Annotated in this window: 17 protein-coding genes; 13 read left to right on the top strand and 4 right to left on the bottom strand. The window is 63.9% G+C overall.

From position 1 onward, the window contains the following. Positions 1-9 precede the first annotated feature (9 nt). On the bottom strand, positions 10-1380 hold the full coding sequence (sepH, locus tag NFJ07_RS07155) for a septation protein SepH (protein WP_269993432.1): 1371 nt from the start codon (positions 1378-1380) through the stop codon (positions 10-12). A 286-nt stretch (positions 1381-1666) separates the two neighbouring features. Here sepH and NFJ07_RS07160 point away from each other — a divergent pair, with 286 nt between their 5' ends. Continuing rightward, positions 1667-1966: a DUF4193 domain-containing protein gene (locus NFJ07_RS07160; RefSeq protein ID WP_078105507.1), complete on the top strand. Its 300-nt coding sequence runs from the start codon at positions 1667-1669 to the stop codon at positions 1964-1966. Between the two features lie 63 nt (positions 1967-2029). Here NFJ07_RS07160 and NFJ07_RS07165 read toward each other — a convergent pair whose 3' ends face one another. Continuing rightward, complete coding sequence (locus tag NFJ07_RS07165; RefSeq protein ID WP_269993433.1) at positions 2030-2527, bottom strand: DUF3093 domain-containing protein; 498 nt, start codon at positions 2525-2527, stop codon at positions 2030-2032. A gap of 120 nt (positions 2528-2647) precedes the next feature. On the opposite strand from NFJ07_RS07165, the gene dut reads away from it, so the two are divergent. The 4 genes from dut (at position 2648) to NFJ07_RS07185 (ending at position 5187) form a co-directional block, all read left to right on the top strand. After that, positions 2648-3160 carry a dUTP diphosphatase gene (dut, locus tag NFJ07_RS07170; protein ID WP_269993434.1) on the top strand — a complete coding sequence of 171 codons (513 nt, stop codon included), beginning with the start codon at positions 2648-2650 and terminating at the stop codon, positions 3158-3160. A 113-nt stretch (positions 3161-3273) separates the two neighbouring features. After that, complete coding sequence (locus tag NFJ07_RS07175) at positions 3274-4023, top strand: DUF3710 domain-containing protein (protein ID WP_269993435.1); 750 nt, start codon at positions 3274-3276, stop codon at positions 4021-4023. Further along, a complete protein-coding gene (locus NFJ07_RS07180) occupies positions 4016-4369 on the top strand; it encodes a hypothetical protein (protein ID WP_269993436.1) in 354 nt (117 codons plus the stop codon). The genes NFJ07_RS07175 and NFJ07_RS07180 overlap by 8 nt, the downstream gene beginning before the upstream one ends. Continuing rightward, positions 4366-5187 (top strand): DUF3159 domain-containing protein, encoded by an 822-nt coding sequence (locus NFJ07_RS07185; RefSeq protein ID WP_269993437.1) that lies wholly within the window; start codon positions 4366-4368, stop codon positions 5185-5187. Before NFJ07_RS07180 ends, NFJ07_RS07185 begins: the two co-directional genes overlap by 4 nt. On the opposite strand, the gene NFJ07_RS07190 is transcribed toward NFJ07_RS07185, so the two are convergent. Both NFJ07_RS07190 and NFJ07_RS07195 read right to left on the bottom strand, forming a co-directional pair. Next, positions 5157-5888 (bottom strand): potassium channel family protein, encoded by a 732-nt coding sequence (locus tag NFJ07_RS07190; protein ID WP_269993438.1) that lies wholly within the window; start codon positions 5886-5888, stop codon positions 5157-5159. The genes NFJ07_RS07185 and NFJ07_RS07190 overlap by 31 nt on opposite strands. Next, positions 5885-6559 (bottom strand): potassium channel family protein, encoded by a 675-nt coding sequence (locus NFJ07_RS07195; RefSeq protein ID WP_184739106.1) that lies wholly within the window; start codon positions 6557-6559, stop codon positions 5885-5887. Before NFJ07_RS07195 ends, NFJ07_RS07190 begins: the two co-directional genes overlap by 4 nt. A 110-nt stretch (positions 6560-6669) precedes the next feature. Here NFJ07_RS07195 and NFJ07_RS07200 point away from each other — a divergent pair, with 110 nt between their 5' ends. The 8 genes from NFJ07_RS07200 to NFJ07_RS07235 all read left to right on the top strand — a co-directional run bounded on the left by NFJ07_RS07200 (position 6670) and on the right by NFJ07_RS07235 (position 17493). Then, positions 6670-8643: an APC family permease gene (locus NFJ07_RS07200; protein WP_269993439.1), complete on the top strand. Its 1974-nt coding sequence runs from the start codon at positions 6670-6672 to the stop codon at positions 8641-8643. Beyond that, positions 8643-10022 carry a class I SAM-dependent RNA methyltransferase gene (locus NFJ07_RS07205; protein ID WP_269993440.1) on the top strand — a complete coding sequence of 460 codons (1380 nt, stop codon included), beginning with the start codon at positions 8643-8645 and terminating at the stop codon, positions 10020-10022. Before NFJ07_RS07200 ends, NFJ07_RS07205 begins: the two co-directional genes overlap by 1 nt. Before the next feature lie 139 nt (positions 10023-10161). Continuing rightward, the gene (locus NFJ07_RS07210; RefSeq protein ID WP_269993441.1) at positions 10162-12975 is read left to right on the top strand and encodes an aconitate hydratase; all 2814 of its coding nucleotides are present in this window, start codon (positions 10162-10164) and stop codon (positions 12973-12975) included. Positions 12976-13125: 150 nt separating this feature from the next. Continuing rightward, positions 13126-15099, top strand: a complete 1974-nt coding sequence (dxs, locus tag NFJ07_RS07215) for a 1-deoxy-D-xylulose-5-phosphate synthase (RefSeq protein WP_269993442.1) — start codon at positions 13126-13128, stop codon at positions 15097-15099. Then, positions 15096-15671: a DUF402 domain-containing protein gene (locus NFJ07_RS07220; RefSeq protein ID WP_269993443.1), complete on the top strand. Its 576-nt coding sequence runs from the start codon at positions 15096-15098 to the stop codon at positions 15669-15671. Before dxs ends, NFJ07_RS07220 begins: the two co-directional genes overlap by 4 nt. Beyond that, positions 15668-16228, top strand: a complete 561-nt coding sequence (locus NFJ07_RS07225) for a hypothetical protein (RefSeq protein ID WP_269993444.1) — start codon at positions 15668-15670, stop codon at positions 16226-16228. Before NFJ07_RS07220 ends, NFJ07_RS07225 begins: the two co-directional genes overlap by 4 nt. A gap of 31 nt (positions 16229-16259) precedes the next feature. Continuing rightward, entirely contained in the window at positions 16260-16475 is a 216-nt protein-coding gene (locus tag NFJ07_RS07230; RefSeq protein ID WP_028266791.1) for a hypothetical protein, read from the top strand. Positions 16476-16515: 40 nt separating this feature from the next. After that, positions 16516-17493, top strand: coding sequence for an aldo/keto reductase (locus tag NFJ07_RS07235; RefSeq protein ID WP_269993445.1), 978 nt, complete (start codon positions 16516-16518; stop codon positions 17491-17493). The last annotated feature ends 2 nt before the right edge of the window (positions 17494-17495 follow it).

The following is a 17495-nucleotide window of genomic DNA, read 5'->3' on the forward strand; positions in this document are numbered from 1 at the left end:
GAAAACTGCCTAGTCCCCGCGCGTTCCGAAGAGGATGTCATCCCAGCTCGGGATGCTGGAGCGCTTGGGCCGTGACGGTTGACGCTCGGCCGGCGCCGCATCGGAAGATTCTTCATCCTTCTGGCCAGAAGGGGTGGGCTTCGGCTCTTCGCGTTCCCGCCGGGGGCCTCCGCCGAGAAGTTCGTCCAAGCCGGCTCGCGGTGAAGCTGGTCCCTGGGTTGGCGCCTCGTCCTGGCCGGTCTGCGCGTCGTTGTCGTTCCTGCCGCGCAGTAGCGTCACGGGGCGCAGGGGACTTGGGATCACCGTAATTTCCCGGGTATCCGTGCTGACGCCATCGTGAAGATGGAGGGAGTCGTCTTCCTTGTCGTCATGCTTCGGGGCCAAGCTCAACCGGGACAGCATGGATGCACGTGCGTCACGGCGGCTGGGGGCGGATTCGGCTTCTACCTGCTCGTCCGTGTCTGTGTCTTGTGACTCTTTGTCAGCTGATTCCTGGTCCGCGGGTCCGTCTTCGGTGTCGCCGGGCCGCGGATGCGCAGCCGGAACGCCGCTGCTCAGAAGCAGGGCCAAGGCGTCATCGCTGTCTTCGTCAAGTCCCAGCCGCTGTCCGCGACGTGAGCGCAGCATGTCAAGGAGCCCATCGGCTTCCTTGGTGGCTGCGGCGGCGGCCGCACGGGCGGCGGTCCCGGCGTCGGCCTCAAAATCAAAGGGCCGGTCAGAGACGGCCGCGAGTCGTCGGGGCGGTACAGGGCCATCAAGGGGTTCCAGTTCGCTGAGCTGCTGGGCCCAGCGGTTGGCATTCTGGATGGTTTTGCGGGCGGGATGGAACGTCCACATCGCGGGTGGCTCTTCGCCGATGCTCTCCAGGCTGCCCGGCTTTGTTTCGAAGCGTGCGACGACGGTCCACGCCCCATCGCTCCGACGCCAGGAATCCCACTCCACCGCAGACGAATCGATCCCGTGGGCCCTAAGCCGGTGTGCAACCATCTCGCCCAGGCTTGCGGGGTCGTCGCCGAATGCTGCGCGGTAGGTGTCCTGGCCGGGGGCCGGGGCGGCGACTTCGACTTTGCGGGCTTGCTGGGCGATGTACTCGCGCTCGGCAAGAACGGGACCCTCATACCGCTGCACGTTGGCGAGCGGCAGCCCGGACAGCTCCGCCACCTCCGCGGCCGTAGCGCCGCTGCGGATACGTGACTGAATGTCACGGGGGGACATGGCGACGGGCGTGATGGAGGCGCGTGCGGCCACCTGGGCAGGTGTCCGGCTCGCTGCAAACCGCAACGCCTCATCAATCGGAAGCTGGAACATCTCGCCGCCGGTACCGCTCAACAGGAGATGTCCGCCGTCGTCGTGGACGCCAACCAGCCGTAGATCCCGCATAAAATCCTCCACCATGGCCTATCTGACATTCGAAACTCTGCCACCCGGTAGGACCTTTTCCTACTAGGACAAAGGGCGCGCCGCGATATTCCGCGATTTTCCGGCAGTCACCTACGCAGGAGACCACCGTTGGGGGTATGGACATTCGAGTCTGCCGGGAGGACAATCTGCCCGGTATCGGGCACAAAAATGTGGCTTGCCGCGTTACATCCTTAGACCGGAGCAGGTTCTGGTCGACAGGGCCGCAAGGCCTGCGTGAAACACCAGGGAGAACGAAGAAGGGACCATGGCAACGGACTACGATGCCCCTCGGAAGACGGAAGAAGACACCGAGGACTCGATTGAGGAACTCAAGTCGCATCGCACCGAGAAACAGTCATCATCGGCTGTTGACATCGATGAGACTGATCTGGCTGATGCCTACGAGCTCCCCGGGGCGGACTTGTCTGGCGAAGAGCTGCTGGTCCGCGTCCTGCCTCCGCAGGCGGACGAATTCACCTGTTTCAACTGCTTCCTGGTTAAGCACCGCTCCCAGATTGCGCGGGAGAAGGACGGGCATCTTTACTGCAAGGAATGCGAAAGCTAGCCGCGGGAACTGTTCTGATCCCCGGGGCAGGCAAATGAGGCGGGGCGGGCCTAAGGGGCGGCCCTAGGCGGCAGCCGGTTTGGACAGCGCTGCCACGAGTTCTTCGGGGCGGCGCGTGGACGTCAGCCAGTAAGGGGTGCGGTCCGCCGGGTCGGTGATTTCGATACGCACCACGGGATCTATCCAGCCGCGGAGGCACAGGAACGCCAGTCCATGGAGGCGGACACCGCGCTCTGCGGTGGCTTCGTCCTTGCGGAATGCGGTGACAGCGCCGACGAACTCGCGCTGGATGCTGGCGCGTCCCACTTGGACGGTGTCGCGGTCCACCACAATCGCGGCAGTGGACAACACCAGCATGGTGGTCATGATCGCGAAGAGAACCAGCGCGGCGATAATGCCCGCGGTGATGCTGATCGGCGCGAACATCAGGATGCCCGCGGCGGAGAAGCCGACCACGACAATCCAAATCCAGGCGGAAGGCCACAGCTTTTCCGTAAACAGGACGCCCGTTTCACTTGAGGAATGGTGCGGCACGGGTACGGAAGCAGTCGATTCAGGCATACCACCAGCTTATCGGGACTGTGGCCCCCGGAATTAACGCGCCCTTGCCCGGCGACCGCCCTGCGACCGCCCTGCGACCGCAACCGGGGCAGTATCCCGCGGACGATAGAATATGTGACTGTGAGCCACGAGACAGCAGTAGCCAACCCAGCAGACACCTCCGCCGAATACGGTGCGCCGACCCTTCAGGTCCAACTGAAAATGCTCGACGCCGGTTTGGAAGCGCCGTCGTACGCCCACCCCGGTGACGCCGGCGCAGACTTGCGCGCCCGCGCGGACGTATCGCTCGCTCCGGGAGAGCGGAAGCTCGTTCCTACGGGCGTCTCAATCGCCCTGCCAAATGGCTTTGTCGCACTGATCCACCCCCGATCAGGGCTGGCAACCAAGCACGGACTCACGGTGGTGAACGCTCCCGGGACGGTTGATGCGGGCTATCGAGGTGAAATTTCCGTGACGCTTTTGAATACGGACAAAAACCAGGCAATCGAACTCAAGCGCGGCGATAGAATTGCTCAAATGGTGATCCAGCGTGTCGAGTATGCGCAGTTCGTTTCCGTGGAAGAGTTGTCCGACACCTCGCGCGGCACCGGCGGCTTTGGATCCACCGGAGGCTTCGCGCCGGCCGTGAGCTAGCAACAACCCTCGGGCAATCGGCGCCGTACGGAGCTGATTGTCATGCTGCCCGCGAGTTGACGGGCAGTCTGCGGTTTACTGGGGGGATAGACCACTACTAAGGAGACAACCCGATGCTTTTTGGGCGCGGAAAGAAGTCCAAGGCTGAGCAGCCGCAAGACAACGGCACTGAGCAGGCCGATGCCACGGCGTCGCGGCAGGACGCCGGCACGGTAGCCAGTGGAGCCGCCAAGGGCGACTTCCGTCTGTCCAGGGGGCCATTGGATGCCAGCGAAATTGATAGCCAAGATGGCTACGTGGATCTTGGCGCCCTGCTGATCGAACCTTCCGAGGGCCTTCAACTGCGCCTCGAGGTGGAAGAGGCAACCCAGCGGGTAGTGGCGGTCACCATGGACCTCGATGGCTCGAGCCTCCAGCTCCAGGCGTTTGCCGCTCCACGTTCCGAAGGGCTGTGGGACGAGATCCGCGAACAAATCGGCCAGTCCGTGTCCAGCCAAGGAGGCGAAGTCGAAGAAATCGTCGGCACCTTCGGCACGGAACTCGTCGCCAAACTTCCTACCGAATCCGCCGACGGCGGGCGTGGCTTCCGGGCTGCTCGATTCATGGGCGTGGATGGACCCCGCTGGTTCCTCCGTGGTGTCATCGGCGGCCACGCCGCTTTGGATCGGGACGCGGCCGAAGGACTGGAGAACCTCTTCCGCAAGGTTGTGGTCATTCGCGGAGACAACCCCATGCCGCCCCGTGAGCTGCTTCAGCTGAAGCTGCCCAAGGACGCCGTAGCCCCCGGGCAGCAGGGTGCTCCCCATGAAACGCCGGAGCTTCAGCAACCCGAACGCGGCCCGGAGATCACCCAGATTGGCTGACAAAGCGGCTCGCGCCGCTGCCGACCCCGGCAGCCCGGCGTCCCGGCCCCTCACTGAGCTCCCCGTGCGGGGCCGAGTCGACTGCACGGGTTTCATCGAGTCGGTGACCTACCAGCCCGCCAATGAGCAAGCACACTTCTCGGCGATCGTCGTCGATCGGATTGCGCACAGGGGCGACACGGGTCCGTTGACCCGCTTGCGCGTCATCTGGCTCGGGCGCCGCAAGGTGCCCGGCATCGAACCCGGGACTGTCCTACGGCTCGAAGGCATGGTCACTCCGCGGGACGGGATGCCCACCATGTTCAATCCGCGCTATGAAATCCTCTCCCGGCAGGAGCACCAATGACCGTCGCCAACGGATCCGGCCCCCACGAAAAGCCTGCGCAGGAAAAGCCAGCGCAGGAAAAGCCAGCGCAGGAAAAGCCTGGCCCGGCAGAGGATTCCCGGCAGGGCACCCAGGGGCCAAGCATTGCGGACATCGCCGCAGGCTACGCCGAAAAAGCCGGACTCCAACGCAACAGCCACGGGCACGTGGACATCCTCAAATCGGCCGGGGGTGTTCAGGGGATAGCCGAAAGCATCGTGCCGGGCCTCGTATTCCTGATCGCTTTCATGGTCACCCGCGACCTTCCGGCCTCCCTGATTGCCTCTCTCGCGTCGGCAGCCGTCTTCACCGTGGTCCGGCTGGTCCAGCGGCGCCCGTTGACCCAGGCGCTTGCCGGGATCGCCGGCGTCGCCATCTCCGCTTGGCTCGCGAACACCACCGGCAAGGCCGAGGATTTCTACGTCCTGGGTTTCTACACGAATGTCGCCTACATCGTGGGAATGGTGCTGTCGATCCTGCTCAAGTGGCCGATCGCCGGCCTGCTGTTCGGCTTCGTCCGCAACGAAGGCTTCGAATGGCGGAAGAAACCGGAGCGTTTGCGGGCCTATGTCATCGGAACGTGGGTGGTCATTGCGGTGCTGGCACTACGGCTTGTGGTCCAGGTGCCCCTGTATTTCATGGGTGAGCCGGGCCTCGCCGCGCTCGCTACCATGAGGCTGATCATGGGCGCTCCGCTGTACATCCTGGGTCTCTGGATTGCGTGGCTCCTGACCCGGCCGGCGCCGGGCCAGAAGCCGGTCCGTGATACTCAGCCGTCGAAACCGTCGTCGTCGGACTGATCCGAAAACTCTTCCTCGACGTCAACTGAACCATGGTCCGCGGCGGACGGAGAGAGCAGGGACCTGAGGCCGTCTTCGGCCGCAATGGTCGTGACGAAGAACAGTTCGTCGCCGCCGTCGATCACGTCGTCGCGGCTCGGTGTGATGGGCGCATGGTCCCGGAGGATCGCCACCAAGGTGGCGTCTTCGGGCCATTCGATGCCGCCCACAGTGCTGCCGATGATGTGCGAGTCGTGCGGAACCGTAAATTCCACGAGCGAGGACACACCAGTCTGCAAGGTCAGCAAGCGGACGAGGTCACCGATTTCCACGGCTTCTTCCACGAGCGCCGTCATGAGCTGCGGGGTGTTGACGGCGACGTCGACGCCCCAGGAATCGTTGAACATCCAGTCGTTCTTGGGATTATTGACCCGGCCCACCGTTCGGCCCACACCGAATTCGGTCTTGGCCAGCAAGGACACCACAAGGTTGACTTTGTCGTCGCCGGTCGCGGACACGACGACGTCGGCCCCTTCCAACTTCGCTTCCTGCAGCGTGCTCAATTCGCACGCATCGCCCACCAGCCAACGGGCCCCGCGGAGGCCGCTGCGCCCAATGACCTCCGGTTTGAGGTCGATCAGCATGATCTCGTGCTTGTGGGCGAGCAATTCCCGCGCGATCGATGAACCGACGCTGCCAGCGCCGACAATAACGACTTTCACTCAGACTCCTTGGCGGGTGCGCTGGCGAGGACGCGCGCCACCTCGGCGCTGCGGTCCAGATTCAACATGGCGTGCACGGTGTCGCCCTCCTGGTACGCCGTTCCGGCCTGGGGCAGGACGCCCTCACCAAAGCGGGTAAGGAAAGCGATACGGATTCCGGATGCTGCTTCGATGGCAGTCAACGGGTGCCCGATCCAGCCTTCGTTGAGGTCGACTTCGGACAAAACCAGCCGACCGGAGGGTTCGCGGTAATCGCCTGCCAAGTGTTGCTCGGGCAGGATCCGGCGCAGGACCTGGTCCGCGCTCCAGCGCACGGCGGCTACCGTGGGGATGCCCAGGCGCTGGTAGATTTCGGCGCGGCCGGGATCGTAGATCCGGGCAACAACATGCGAAACATGGAAGGTTTCACGGGCTACCCGGGTGGCGAGGATATTGGAATTGTCACCGCTGGAGACAGCGGCGAAGGCGTACGCCTCTTCGCAACCTGCCTGCTTGAGGGTGTCCCGGTCAAAGCCGACGCCCGTGACTTTCCTGCCGGTGAATCCGCTGCGCAAACGGCGGAAGGCACGATCGTCCTGGTCGATGATCGCCACCGAATGGCCGGCGTCTTCCAAGGTGTGCGCCAACGTTGCGCCTACTCGTCCGCAACCCATGATCACAAAGTGAGCCACGGTTTCTCCTTCACTCTTATGCATGCCGCTCGGTAAGACTCTACCGGGGCAAGTCGCGGAAGCCAGTCCGCCGTCATGACATCGCGTTCGATTCAGAGTAGCTTTGCGGAGTGCTGACAATTCTCAACGCCGCGAAGCGGGTGTTGGTGGGGCGGCCGTTCCGGAACGACCGCCTGGCCCACACCCTGCTTCCCAAGCGCATTGCGCTGCCGATTTTCGCCTCGGACGCCCTGTCCTCTGTGGCGTACGCCCCCGACGAAATCCTGCTGACGCTGGCCCTCGCGGGCGTGAGTGCCGTGGCCATTTCGCCACTGGTCGGCCTCGCAGTCATGGTGGTCTTGCTCACGGTTGTTGCCTCGTACCGGCAGAACGTTCACGCTTACCCTTCCGGTGGCGGCGACTACGAAATCGCAAACGTCAACCTGGGAAAGTTCGCGGGCCTGACCGTTGCGGCCGCGTTGTTGGTGGACTATGTCCTCACCGTCGCTGTGTCGATGTCCTCCGCAGCGGCATACCTGACCACCGCGATCCCGGCCTGGCATGGGCAGCAGGCGCTCATCGCCACAGTCGGCGTCGTCATCCTGGCCCTGGTGAACCTGCGCGGAATCAAGGAAGCCGGCAGTGTCTTCGCGGTTCCCACCTACATCTTCATGTTCTCCATCCTGGGCATGACGGCCGTGGGTATCTTCCAAGCGGCCACCGGCCAACTCGGCCAGGCTCCCTCGGCGGCGTTCACCATCGTCCCGCAAGAGGGATTCGACCAGGGCCTCGTGGGCCTGGCAGGGGCGTTCCTGCTCCTGCGGGCCTTCTCCTCCGGCGCTGCCGCCCTGACCGGTGTGGAGGCCATCAGCAACGGTGTGCCGAACTTCAAGAAGCCCAAGAGCAAGAACGCGGCCACCACGCTGTTGCTGCTCGGAGTCATCGCCTCGGCCATGCTCGCGGGCATCATCTACCTTGCCAACGCCACTAAGGTCCACATCGTGCTGGATCCGGCCAAGGAATTCCTCCTGCACGGCCAACCGCTCCCGGATGACTACATCCAGAACCCGGCCATCAGCCAGATTGCACAGACCATCTTCGGCGCCGGGTCCATCCCGTTCTACATTGTTGTCGCCGCCACCGGCGTCATCCTCGTCTTCGCGTCCAACACTGCGTTCAACGGATTCCCGGTCCTGGGTTCCATCCTCGCCCAGGACGGCTACCTGCCCCGCCAGCTTCGGACCCGCGGAGACCGCCTGGCCTTCAGCAACGGCGTCCTGGCCCTTGCGGCCGGGGCCCTGGTCCTCATCATTTCCTTCAACGCCGATGTCACCAAGCTGATCCAGCTGTACATCGTTGGCGTCTTCATTTCCTTCACGATGAGCCAGCTGGGCATGGTGCGGCACTGGGGCAGGCAACTCAAGCTTGCGCAGGACAAGGCGGTCCGCCGCAGGATCGTGAAGTCCCGCACCATCAACATGGTCGGCTTTGGAATGACCGCGTTGGTGCTGACCATCGTGCTGATCACCAAGTTCGAACAGGGCGCCTGGATCGCCCTCCTGGCGATGTTCGTGCTGTTCCTCATCATGTGGAGCATCCGGGCGCACTACGACAATGTGGCCAAGGAACTGGCCGTTGACGAGGACTCTTCCCCGCGCGCGTTGCCTACCCGGGTTCATGCCGTGCTCCTGGTGTCCCATGTCCGCAAACCGGTGCTGCGCGCACTCGCCTATGCGAGGGCATCGAGGCCGTCCCGGCTCGACGCCATCATCGTCGACATCGACCACGCGGAAACGGCGCACACCGTCGAGGCCTGGGAAAAGCTGGACATCCCGGTCCCGTTGACCGTCTTGGCGAGCCCCTACCGGGAAACCGTCACGCCCATCCTGGACTACGTCAAGAACATGCGCCGCGACTCCCCACGCGACCTGATCGTCGTCTACATCCCGGAGTACGTCGTCGGCAAGTGGTGGGAACAGCTCGTCCACAACCAGACCGCCTTGCGCATCAAGGCCCGGCTTCACTTTGAACCCGGCGTCATGGTGGCCAGCGTTCCATGGCAATTGAAGTCCTCCGAAGAAGCAAAGGCATTGCAGGATACCTAATGACCCACCCCAGCAACACCGAATCCAGCTCGCCCACGGCCCAGGACGGAGCTGCCACGGAGCTGGTGGTGGACCTTGGCCCCATCGCCCATGGCGGCCACTTTGTCGCACGGCACGAAGGCCGGGTCATTTTTGTGCGGCACGGCATCCCGGGGGAGAAGGTGCGGATCCGGCTGACCGACGCGGGAGAGTCTTCCCGTTTCTGGCGTGCCGACGTCGTCGACGTCCTGGAAGCGTCGGACGACCGGACACGCCATTTCTGGCCACTCGCCGATTCCCTTGCCGCTTGGCGCAAGGGCGGTCCGCCCGTGGGCGGCGCAGAACTCGGGCACGTGACACTGGAACGGCAGCGACTGCTCAAATCCGAAGTCCTCGCCGAGCAGCTGAAGCGGCTCGCCGGCGTCGAACTCAATGTCGAAGTGGAGCCGGCGGCCGCTGGTGACTCTGGCTCCGGCGGCGATACAGGGCTCGGCTGGCGGACCCGCGCCAGCTTTGCCGTCACCCCCGATGGCCGGCTGGGGATGCATGCCCACCGCTCCGACGTCGTCATTCCGGTCCACGAGATGCCCTTGGCAGTGCCGGGCATTAACGACTTGCGGCTCTGGGACATCGATCTGCGGGGGATCTCGCGGGTGGAAGTGGCCGCGCCTGCCAACGGATCGCGTCCGCTCGTCCTTCTCGCCCCGGAAGAAGGTACCGATGCCCGGCGCCTCAACCGGATCCTGGGCCAGCTCCCGCATGAAGTATCAGTGGCCAGCTTCGACTCCGTCCGTGGAGAAGTCCTGCAGCTGCGGGGCAGGACGTGGGTCCAGGAATCGGCCGCCGGTCACGAATACCGCGTGACGGGAGAAGGGTTCTGGCAGATCCACAAGGATGCCCCCGGGACCCTGGTGGGCGCGGTGACGGGATTCCTGCACGACGGCGGCTACCTCCTTCCGGGATCGGCCGTCGCCGATCTTTACGCGGGAGCCGGATTGTTTACGGCGCCCTTGGCGGATGCGGTGGGGATCACCGGTTCGGTGCTGTCCGTCGAAGGATCGCCCGGGACCAGCCGGGACGCCCGCAAGAATCTGCATGGAGAGACCCACGTGGAAATTGTCCAGGGCAGGGTGGAACGTGTCCTCCGGCAGCGCCCCCGGAGCTTCGACGCCTTGGTGATCGACCCGCCGCGGGCTGGTGCGGGCAAAGCCGTGATCAGCCAGCTCATCGAGTCCGGGCCGCGGGCAATCGCCTATGTGTCGTGTGATCCGGCCTCCTTCGCGCGTGATCTGGGGTACTTCCGGAACGGCGGGTGGCGCCTTGAATCCCTCCGGGCCTTTGACCTGTATCCGCACACACATCACCTGGAGACCGTTGCGTTGCTGGTGCCCGCGGCATAGCCGCCACTACGATGGTGGAGAAGTCCTACGTCGCGCTTCACTTCTCCACCGGCCGGCAGTCGCTCAGCTTAGGTTTGCCTAACTAGCTAGCGGTCAACCACGCGACAAAGATGAAAGCTGTTGCGAGAGGAGTCCTGCCATGAGCACTGTGGACAGCTTCGGTTCCAAAGGCGTACTGAATGTAGCCGGCACCGATTATGAAATTTTCCGGTTGAACTCCGTTGAGGGCGCAGACAGCCTTCCGTTCAGCCTTAAAGTATTGCTTGAAAACCTCCTGCGGACGGAAGATGGCGCCAATATCACGGCCGACCACGTTCGCGCCCTGGCCGGCTGGGATCCGAATGCCCAGCCGGACACCGAGATCCAGTTCACCCCGGCCCGAGTCATCATGCAGGACTTCACCGGGGTTCCCTGCGTGGTTGACCTTGCCACCATGCGTGAAGCCATCAAGGACCTCGGCGGCGACCCCAAGCGCGTCAACCCGCTGGCTCCGGCTGAGATGGTCATCGACCACTCCGTGCAGATCGACGTCTTCGGCAACTCCGGCGCCCTCGAGCGCAACATGGAGATCGAATACCAGCGCAACGGCGAGCGTTACCAGTTCCTGCGCTGGGGCCAGACTGCTTTTGACGACTTCAAGGTTGTTCCCCCGGGAACCGGCATCGTCCACCAGGTCAACATCGAATACCTGGCACGCACCGTCATGACCCGCGAAATTGGCGGCGTCCTCCGCGCCTACCCCGACACCTGCGTCGGCACGGACTCCCACACCACCATGGTCAACGGCCTGGGCGTGCTGGGATGGGGCGTAGGCGGCATCGAAGCCGAGGCTGCCATGTTGGGCCAGCCCGTCTCCATGCTGATCCCGCGCGTTGTGGGCTTCAAGCTCACGGGCTCCATCCCCGCGGGCGCTACCGCCACCGACGTCGTCCTGACCATCACCGAGCAGCTGCGCAACCACGGTGTGGTCGGCAAGTTCGTGGAGTTCTACGGCGAAGGCGTTGCGGCTGTGCCGCTGGCCAACCGCGCCACCATCGGCAACATGAGCCCGGAGTTCGGCTCCACGGCAGCAATGTTCCCGATCGACGACGTCACGCTCGAGTACTTGCGCCTCACCGGCCGCTCCGATCAGAACGTCGCCCTGGTCGAGGCCTACGCGAAGGAGCAGGGCCTCTGGCACGACCCGTCGCACGAGATCAAGTTCTCCGAGTACCTCGAGCTCGACCTGTCCACGGTTGTTCCCTCGATCTCGGGCCCGAAGCGTCCCCAGGACCGCATCATCCTCACGGAGTCCAAGGCCCAGTTCCGCGAGGACCTGCGCAACTACGTGAAGGAAGACCTGGCCGACGGAAGCCTGGACGAAGCGATTGACGAGAGCTTCCCGGCCTCCGACTCGCCGTCGTTCACCGCCTCCGCGACGCACCTGGCCGACGTAGCCCCGCACGCACACGGCCCGAAGTCCAACGGCCGTCCGTCGAACAAGGTGGGCGTCACAACAGCTGACGGCCGCGAATTCGAGCTGGACCACGGTGCCGTTTCGATCGCTTCGATCACGTCCTGCACCAACACGTCCAACCCCTCTGTGATGCTGGCTGCCGCGCTGCTTGCCCGCAACGCCGTGGACAAGGGCCTCACCTCCAAGCCGTGGGTCAAGACTTCGGTCGCTCCCGGATCCAAGGTTGTCACCGACTACTACGAGAAGTCGGGCCTGACTCCCTACCTGGAGAAGCTCGGCTTCTACATCGTGGGCTATGGCTGCGCAACCTGCATCGGCAACTCGGGACCGCTCGACGCCGAAATCTCCGAGGCCATCCAGGCCAACGACCTTTCCGTCACGGCTGTCCTCTCCGGCAACCGCAACTTCGAAGGCCGCATCAACCCGGACGTCAAGATGAACTACCTTGCCTCCCCGCCGCTGGTCATCGCCTACGCCTTGGCCGGCACCATGGACTTCGACTTCGACGCCGATCCCCTTGGCCAGGACCAGGCCGGCAACGATGTCTTCTTGAAGGACATCTGGCCGAACCCCGTCGAGGTCCAGAAGGTCATCGATTCCTCGATCGACAAGGAAATGTTCGCCCGCGGTTACGAAGGCGTCTTTGACGGCGACGACCGCTGGAAGGCACTTGACACCCCGGCAGGCGACACCTTCGCCTGGGACGCCAAGTCCACGTATGTGCGGAAGCCCCCTTACTTCGAAGGCATGAAGGCGCAGCCGGAACCGGTAACGGACATCGCCGGTGCCCGCGTTCTGCTGAAGCTGGGCGACTCGGTCACCACCGATCACATCTCCCCGGCCGGTTCCTTCAAGTCGGACACCCCGGCAGGGCAGTACCTCCTGGCCAACGGCGTGGAGCGCAAGGACTTCAACTCCTACGGTTCACGCCGTGGCAACCACGAGGTCATGATCCGCGGAACCTTCGCGAACATCCGCATCAAGAACCAGCTGCTCGACGGCGTCGAGGGTGGCTTCACCCGCGACTTCACCCAGGCGGATGGCCCCCAGGCCTACGTCTACGACGCTGCCCAGAACTACCAGGCAGCCGGCACCCCGCTGGTGGTCCTGGCTGGCAAGGAGTACGGCTCCGGCTCTTCCCGTGACTGGGCTGCCAAGGGAACCGCGCTGCTGGGCGTGAAGGCTGTCGTCGCCGAAAGCTATGAGCGCATCCACCGCTCCAACCTCATCGGCATGGGCGTCCTCCCGCTGCAGTACCCGGCCGGCGAATCCGCTTCGTCGCTGGGCCTGGTCGGCACGGAAACGTTCTCCGTCGAGGGCGTCACCGAGCTGAACGACGGCACGACGCCGCGGACGCTCAAGGTCACGGCAACGGCCGAGGACGGCAGCACCAAGTCCTTCGATGCCGTGTTGCGCATCGATACCCCGGGCGAAGCGGACTACTACCGCAACGGCGGCATCCTGCAGTACGTCTTGCGCCAAATTTCGGCACACTAGCCGAAACCAGCACAGGCTCCGCCTGAGCTAAAAGGCAAGCTACAGCCCCGGCTGGTCATCGACCGGCCGGGGCTGTAGCCTTTCCTGCGGCTTGGTTCCGGCCAAGGCGTTAGAGTTGTATAGCACGTCAATCACCCTAAGGAGGGGCCGTTGGGACTCTTGGAGACAATCCGGAACCCGCAGGACCTGAGCAAGCTCACCAGCCAGCAGTTGGAGCAGCTTGCAGGCGAGATCAGGACTTTCCTCATCACCAACGTCGCTCAAACGGGTGGACACCTAGGACCGAACCTTGGCGTGGTGGAACTCACCATGGCGATCCATAAGGTCTTCGATTCGCCGCGTGACAGCATCGTTTTCGATACCGGCCATCAGTCCTACGTCCACAAATTGTTGACCGGCAGGCAGGATTTCAGCACCCTCCGGCAGCAAGGGGGCATGTCCGGCTACCCCGATCGTGCCGAGTCCGAGCACGACATCGTGGAAAGCTCCCACGCGTCCTCTTCCTTGTCCTGGGCTGACGGTATCTCCCGGGCCCGCCAGTTGACCGGTGAGGGCGATCGCTGCGTTGTCGCCGTCGTTGGTGACGGTGCCCTGACGGGCGGGATGGCTTGGGAGGCGATCAATAACATCGCCGCGGACAAGCGACGCCGCGTGGTGATCGTCGTCAACGACAATGGGCGCTCCTATGCTCCCACCGTTGGCGGCGTGGCAGACTACCTCGCTTCCCTTCGCCCCACGATCGATTCCCTCCGCGCGGCGCCCACTTACGAGGTGGTGTTGGACTGGTGGAAGAAGAAACTGCAGAGCGGCGGACCCATCGGCCAGTTCACCTATAAGAGCCTGCATGCCATGAAGAAGGGCATCAAGGATTGGTGGGCTCCGCAAGGCATGTTCGAAGACCTCGGCATGAAGTACATCGGCCCTGTCGACGGCCACAACATGCGTGCCCTTGAGCACGCGCTCACTACTGCCCGCAATTACGGCGGCCCCGTGATCGTCCACGCGATGACCGAAAAGGGCCACGGTTACGCACCTGCCCTCGCCAACGAGGCGGACCAGTTCCACGCCGTCGGGATCATCGATCCCGAGACCGGCGAACCCACCGAAGCCGGTGGAGCGCGTTCTTGGACGTCGGTGTTCGCCGAGGAAATCGCGGACATTGCCGATGAACGCGAAGACATCGTAGGCATCACCGGGGCCATGCTGATCCCTGTCGGACTGCACAAGTTCGCGGAACGGCACCCGCGAAGAGTGATCGACGTCGGCATCGCCGAACAGCACGCCCTCACTTCGGCCGCAGGTATGGCCTTCGGCGGACTGCACCCGGTGGTCGCCGTTTACGCCACGTTCCTTAACCGCGCCTTCGACCAACTCCTCATGGACGTTGCCTTGCACAAAGCTGGCGTGACGATCGTGTTGGACCGTGCTGGTGTGACGGGCCCGGACGGGGCCAGCCACCACGGCATGTGGGACATGGCGATGGTCCAGATCGTTCCGGGGCTGCATCTCGCGGCTCCGCGGGATGCCAGCCGCCTGCGGGAAGAGCTCCGCGAGGCGGTTGCCATCGCTGACGCACCCAGCGTGGTGCGCTTCTCCAAGGGCAGCGTGGGAAGCGAGATCGAAGCGGTCGAACGGCTTTCCGACGGCGTCGACGTGCTGGCGCGTCGTCCCGAAGGCTCCACGGAGAACGATGTCCTGATCGTCAGCGTCGGCGCGATGTCCGAGCTCGCCCTCGACGTCGCGTCCCGGCTCGGATCCCAAGGCATCAGTTCCACAGTGGTGGATCCGCGGTGGGTCCTGCCTGTGCGCAAGTCCATCATTGCCCTCGCAGCCCGGCACCGATTGGTGATCTGCATCGAAGACGGCGTCCGCGCGGGCGGCGTCGGCTCCCGGATCCGCCAGGAGATGCGCGCGGCCGGCGTGGACACGGCCCTCAACGAGGTGGGACTTCCGGTCGAATTCCTCGACCACGGAACCAGGAGCCAGGTGCTTGAGCGGGTGGGGCTTACCGCCCAACAGATAACGCACGACGTCGTCGCGCAGGTTCTGGGCACAAAGGTGCCTTTCGCGCGGCCCCTGCCAGGGCAGGAACATCCCAGCACAGGCAGTCTCCCCAAGCTGTGAGTCGGGACGCATCGCGATTGCCGGGCGGACTCCAGCCAGGTGACCTGGTGGTTGCGCGGAACCGGAAATGGGATGGCACCGCACACTGGGTTGTCCCGGGGAGTTATCTCGGCGAAGACATCTACGGCTGGTGGATCTTCCAGGGGCAGGGTGAGTTCTGCTCCCGACCGGGGGCGGCCTTCTACACCGCGTCTGACGCAGTGCTCCTCGTGCCGCGTTCAGGCGAATATGTTGCCACCTTCTATGACGACAGCTGCCCGGGGGATTTTCGAATCTACGTCGATCTCGCCATGGCGCACGAGTGGAAGACCATCGAGCCCGGGGTGTCCGAATTCCACGTGATTGACATGGATCTCGATGTCATCCGCTCCGTGCATAGGGACGTTTTCATCGACGACGAGGACGAATTCGACGAGCACCGCGTCTCCATGGCTTATCCCGACGGCGTAGTCGGGTCCATGCGGCATGAATGCGACGAGCTGTTCCGGGCGGTATCCAACAACCAGGCACCCTTCGACGGCACAGGTCCAAACAGTACCTGTGCGGAGTGGTTCAGAAAAGGACGGGCATGAGCGGCATCATCCGCACCTACAAACGCGACGACGAAGCGGTCCTGCATTTCCGGGAAGCTTGGTATGACGACGAATTCAAGCAGTTCGTCATCAACCACGGGGTCGTAGGACACCAGAGCAGCACTGATGAAACCGACGTCGAGGACGAATCCGCCGTCGAAGGACTCATGACGGCCTTTGCCGCGCAATGCGAAGAGGACGGCTACGCGGAGATTGCCGAGACTGAGCAGTTTTGGGTGGTCGCGCAGATAGCGCTGAAGACGAAGGACGGCACCGACCGCGACCGCTACCTTGAACGGAAGGCCAAGGCCGCGCTGACGAGCGAACTGGCATGGCGGGGCCTGGGTACCGTGGATCGATCCGAAATCGGCGACTCGAAGCTCAACATTTTCTGCCTGTGCCCGGACGTCAACAAGGCCGTCAACGCCATCAAGGTGTGCATCCGGGGAGAAGACCTGGACTTCACCAAGCTGAGCATCGCGGCCGCACCCCATGCTGAACCCACCGCATTCAAAGTGAAACACTCGCCGAAAACCGGCGCGGGCTTTACTCTCTAAGGACCATATCTCCGCTTTCGAAGGGACAAACATGGCGCCCAAGAGCAACTGGCCCGGACACACTCCGCTGCCCAAGGGCTTGTCCGCTCCGGCACGAAGGGCACTCGCCCATGAGGGGCTGGAGACCTTGGAACAGCTCGCCGAGTTCGGTGAGGGGCGGGTGGCGGCCCTGCACGGCATGGGCCCCAAGGTCATGGCCCAGTTGCACGACGCGATGGAAGAGGCAGGAATCGCCTTCGGATCCTGATCGGGCGGATTGGCCACCGCTGGCGTTGTAGGGTGAAACCATGACTGAATATCGCCGTCTTGGAAACTCCGGATTGACCGTCTCAGTAGTCGGTTTGGGGTGCAACAATCTCGGCCGGCCCAATACGGCCACGGAATCACAGGAGGGTACCAACGCGGTAGTGCATGCCGCTTTGGATGCCGGCGTGACCCTATTCGATGTTGCAGACGTCTACGGCCGGGAGCCCGGCCTGAGTGAGACCATGCTGGGCGTCGCCCTTAAGGGTCGCAGGGACGATGCCGTCGTGGCCACGAAATTCGGCATGGACATGCACGGCGCCAACGGCAACGATTTTGGAGCCCGGGGATCGCGCCGCTACATCATCCAGTCCGTCGAGGCATCGCTGCGCCGCCTCGGCACAGACTGGATTGACCTGTACCAGTACCACACCCCGGACCCTCTCACCCCTGTTGACGAGACCCTCGCCGCCCTCGATGACCTCGTGACAAGCGGCAAGGTCCGGTACCTCGGCCATTCCAACCGTGCGGGCTGGCAGATCGCCGAAGCCGAATACGTCGCCCGGATGCAGGGCGGTGCGCGGTTCATTTCGACGCAGAACCACTACAACCTGCTGGACCGTCGCGCGGAACTCGAAGTGTTGCCTGCCGCCCAGGCCTTCGGGCTCGGCGTCCTCCCGTATTTCCCCTTGGCGAACGGCCTCCTGACTGGCAAGTATGCTCCAGGCAGCGCCCCGGAAGGATCGCGCCTCAGCCACACGCGGACCAACATGGTCAACGACGCCGACTGGGTCCAGCTGGGCCGGTTCAGCCAATTTGCCAAGGAGCGGGACCTGAACGAATTGCAGCTGGCCTTCTCCTGGCTGGCGGCCCAGCCCGCGGTCAGCAGCGTTATTGCCGGAGCCACCCGCCCCGGGCAAATCGCCGAAAATGCGACGGCGGTGCGCTGGGTGCCCACGGCGGAAGAACGCGCCGAAATGGATGACATCTTCCCGCGGACGCCCAAGGTTGCCCTTTTCTAAGG

Origin of the sequence: Arthrobacter sp. B2a2-09, assembly GCF_027587375.1 — a bacterium.
GTDB lineage: Bacteria > Actinomycetota > Actinomycetes > Actinomycetales > Micrococcaceae > Arthrobacter.

Bases quoted from the DNA above. Each gene is read 5' to 3' on its own strand.
- sepH (WP_269993432.1), bottom strand. From the start codon at position 1,380: ATGCGGGATCTACGGCTGGTTGGCGTCCACGACGACGGCGGACATCTC.
- NFJ07_RS07160 (WP_078105507.1), top strand. From the start codon at position 1,667: ATGGCAACGGACTACGATGCCCCTCGGAAGACGGAAGAAGACACCGAG.
- NFJ07_RS07165 (WP_269993433.1), bottom strand. From the start codon at position 2,527: ATGCCTGAATCGACTGCTTCCGTACCCGTGCCGCACCATTCCTCAAGT.
- NFJ07_RS07175 (WP_269993435.1), top strand. From the start codon at position 3,274: ATGCTTTTTGGGCGCGGAAAGAAGTCCAAGGCTGAGCAGCCGCAAGAC.
- NFJ07_RS07185 (WP_269993437.1), top strand. From the start codon at position 4,366: ATGACCGTCGCCAACGGATCCGGCCCCCACGAAAAGCCTGCGCAGGAA.
- NFJ07_RS07205 (WP_269993440.1), top strand. From the start codon at position 8,643: ATGACCCACCCCAGCAACACCGAATCCAGCTCGCCCACGGCCCAGGAC.
- NFJ07_RS07210 (WP_269993441.1), top strand. From the start codon at position 10,162: ATGAGCACTGTGGACAGCTTCGGTTCCAAAGGCGTACTGAATGTAGCC.
- NFJ07_RS07225 (WP_269993444.1), top strand. From the start codon at position 15,668: ATGAGCGGCATCATCCGCACCTACAAACGCGACGACGAAGCGGTCCTG.
- NFJ07_RS07230 (WP_028266791.1), top strand. From the start codon at position 16,260: ATGGCGCCCAAGAGCAACTGGCCCGGACACACTCCGCTGCCCAAGGGC.
- NFJ07_RS07235 (WP_269993445.1), top strand. From the start codon at position 16,516: ATGACTGAATATCGCCGTCTTGGAAACTCCGGATTGACCGTCTCAGTA.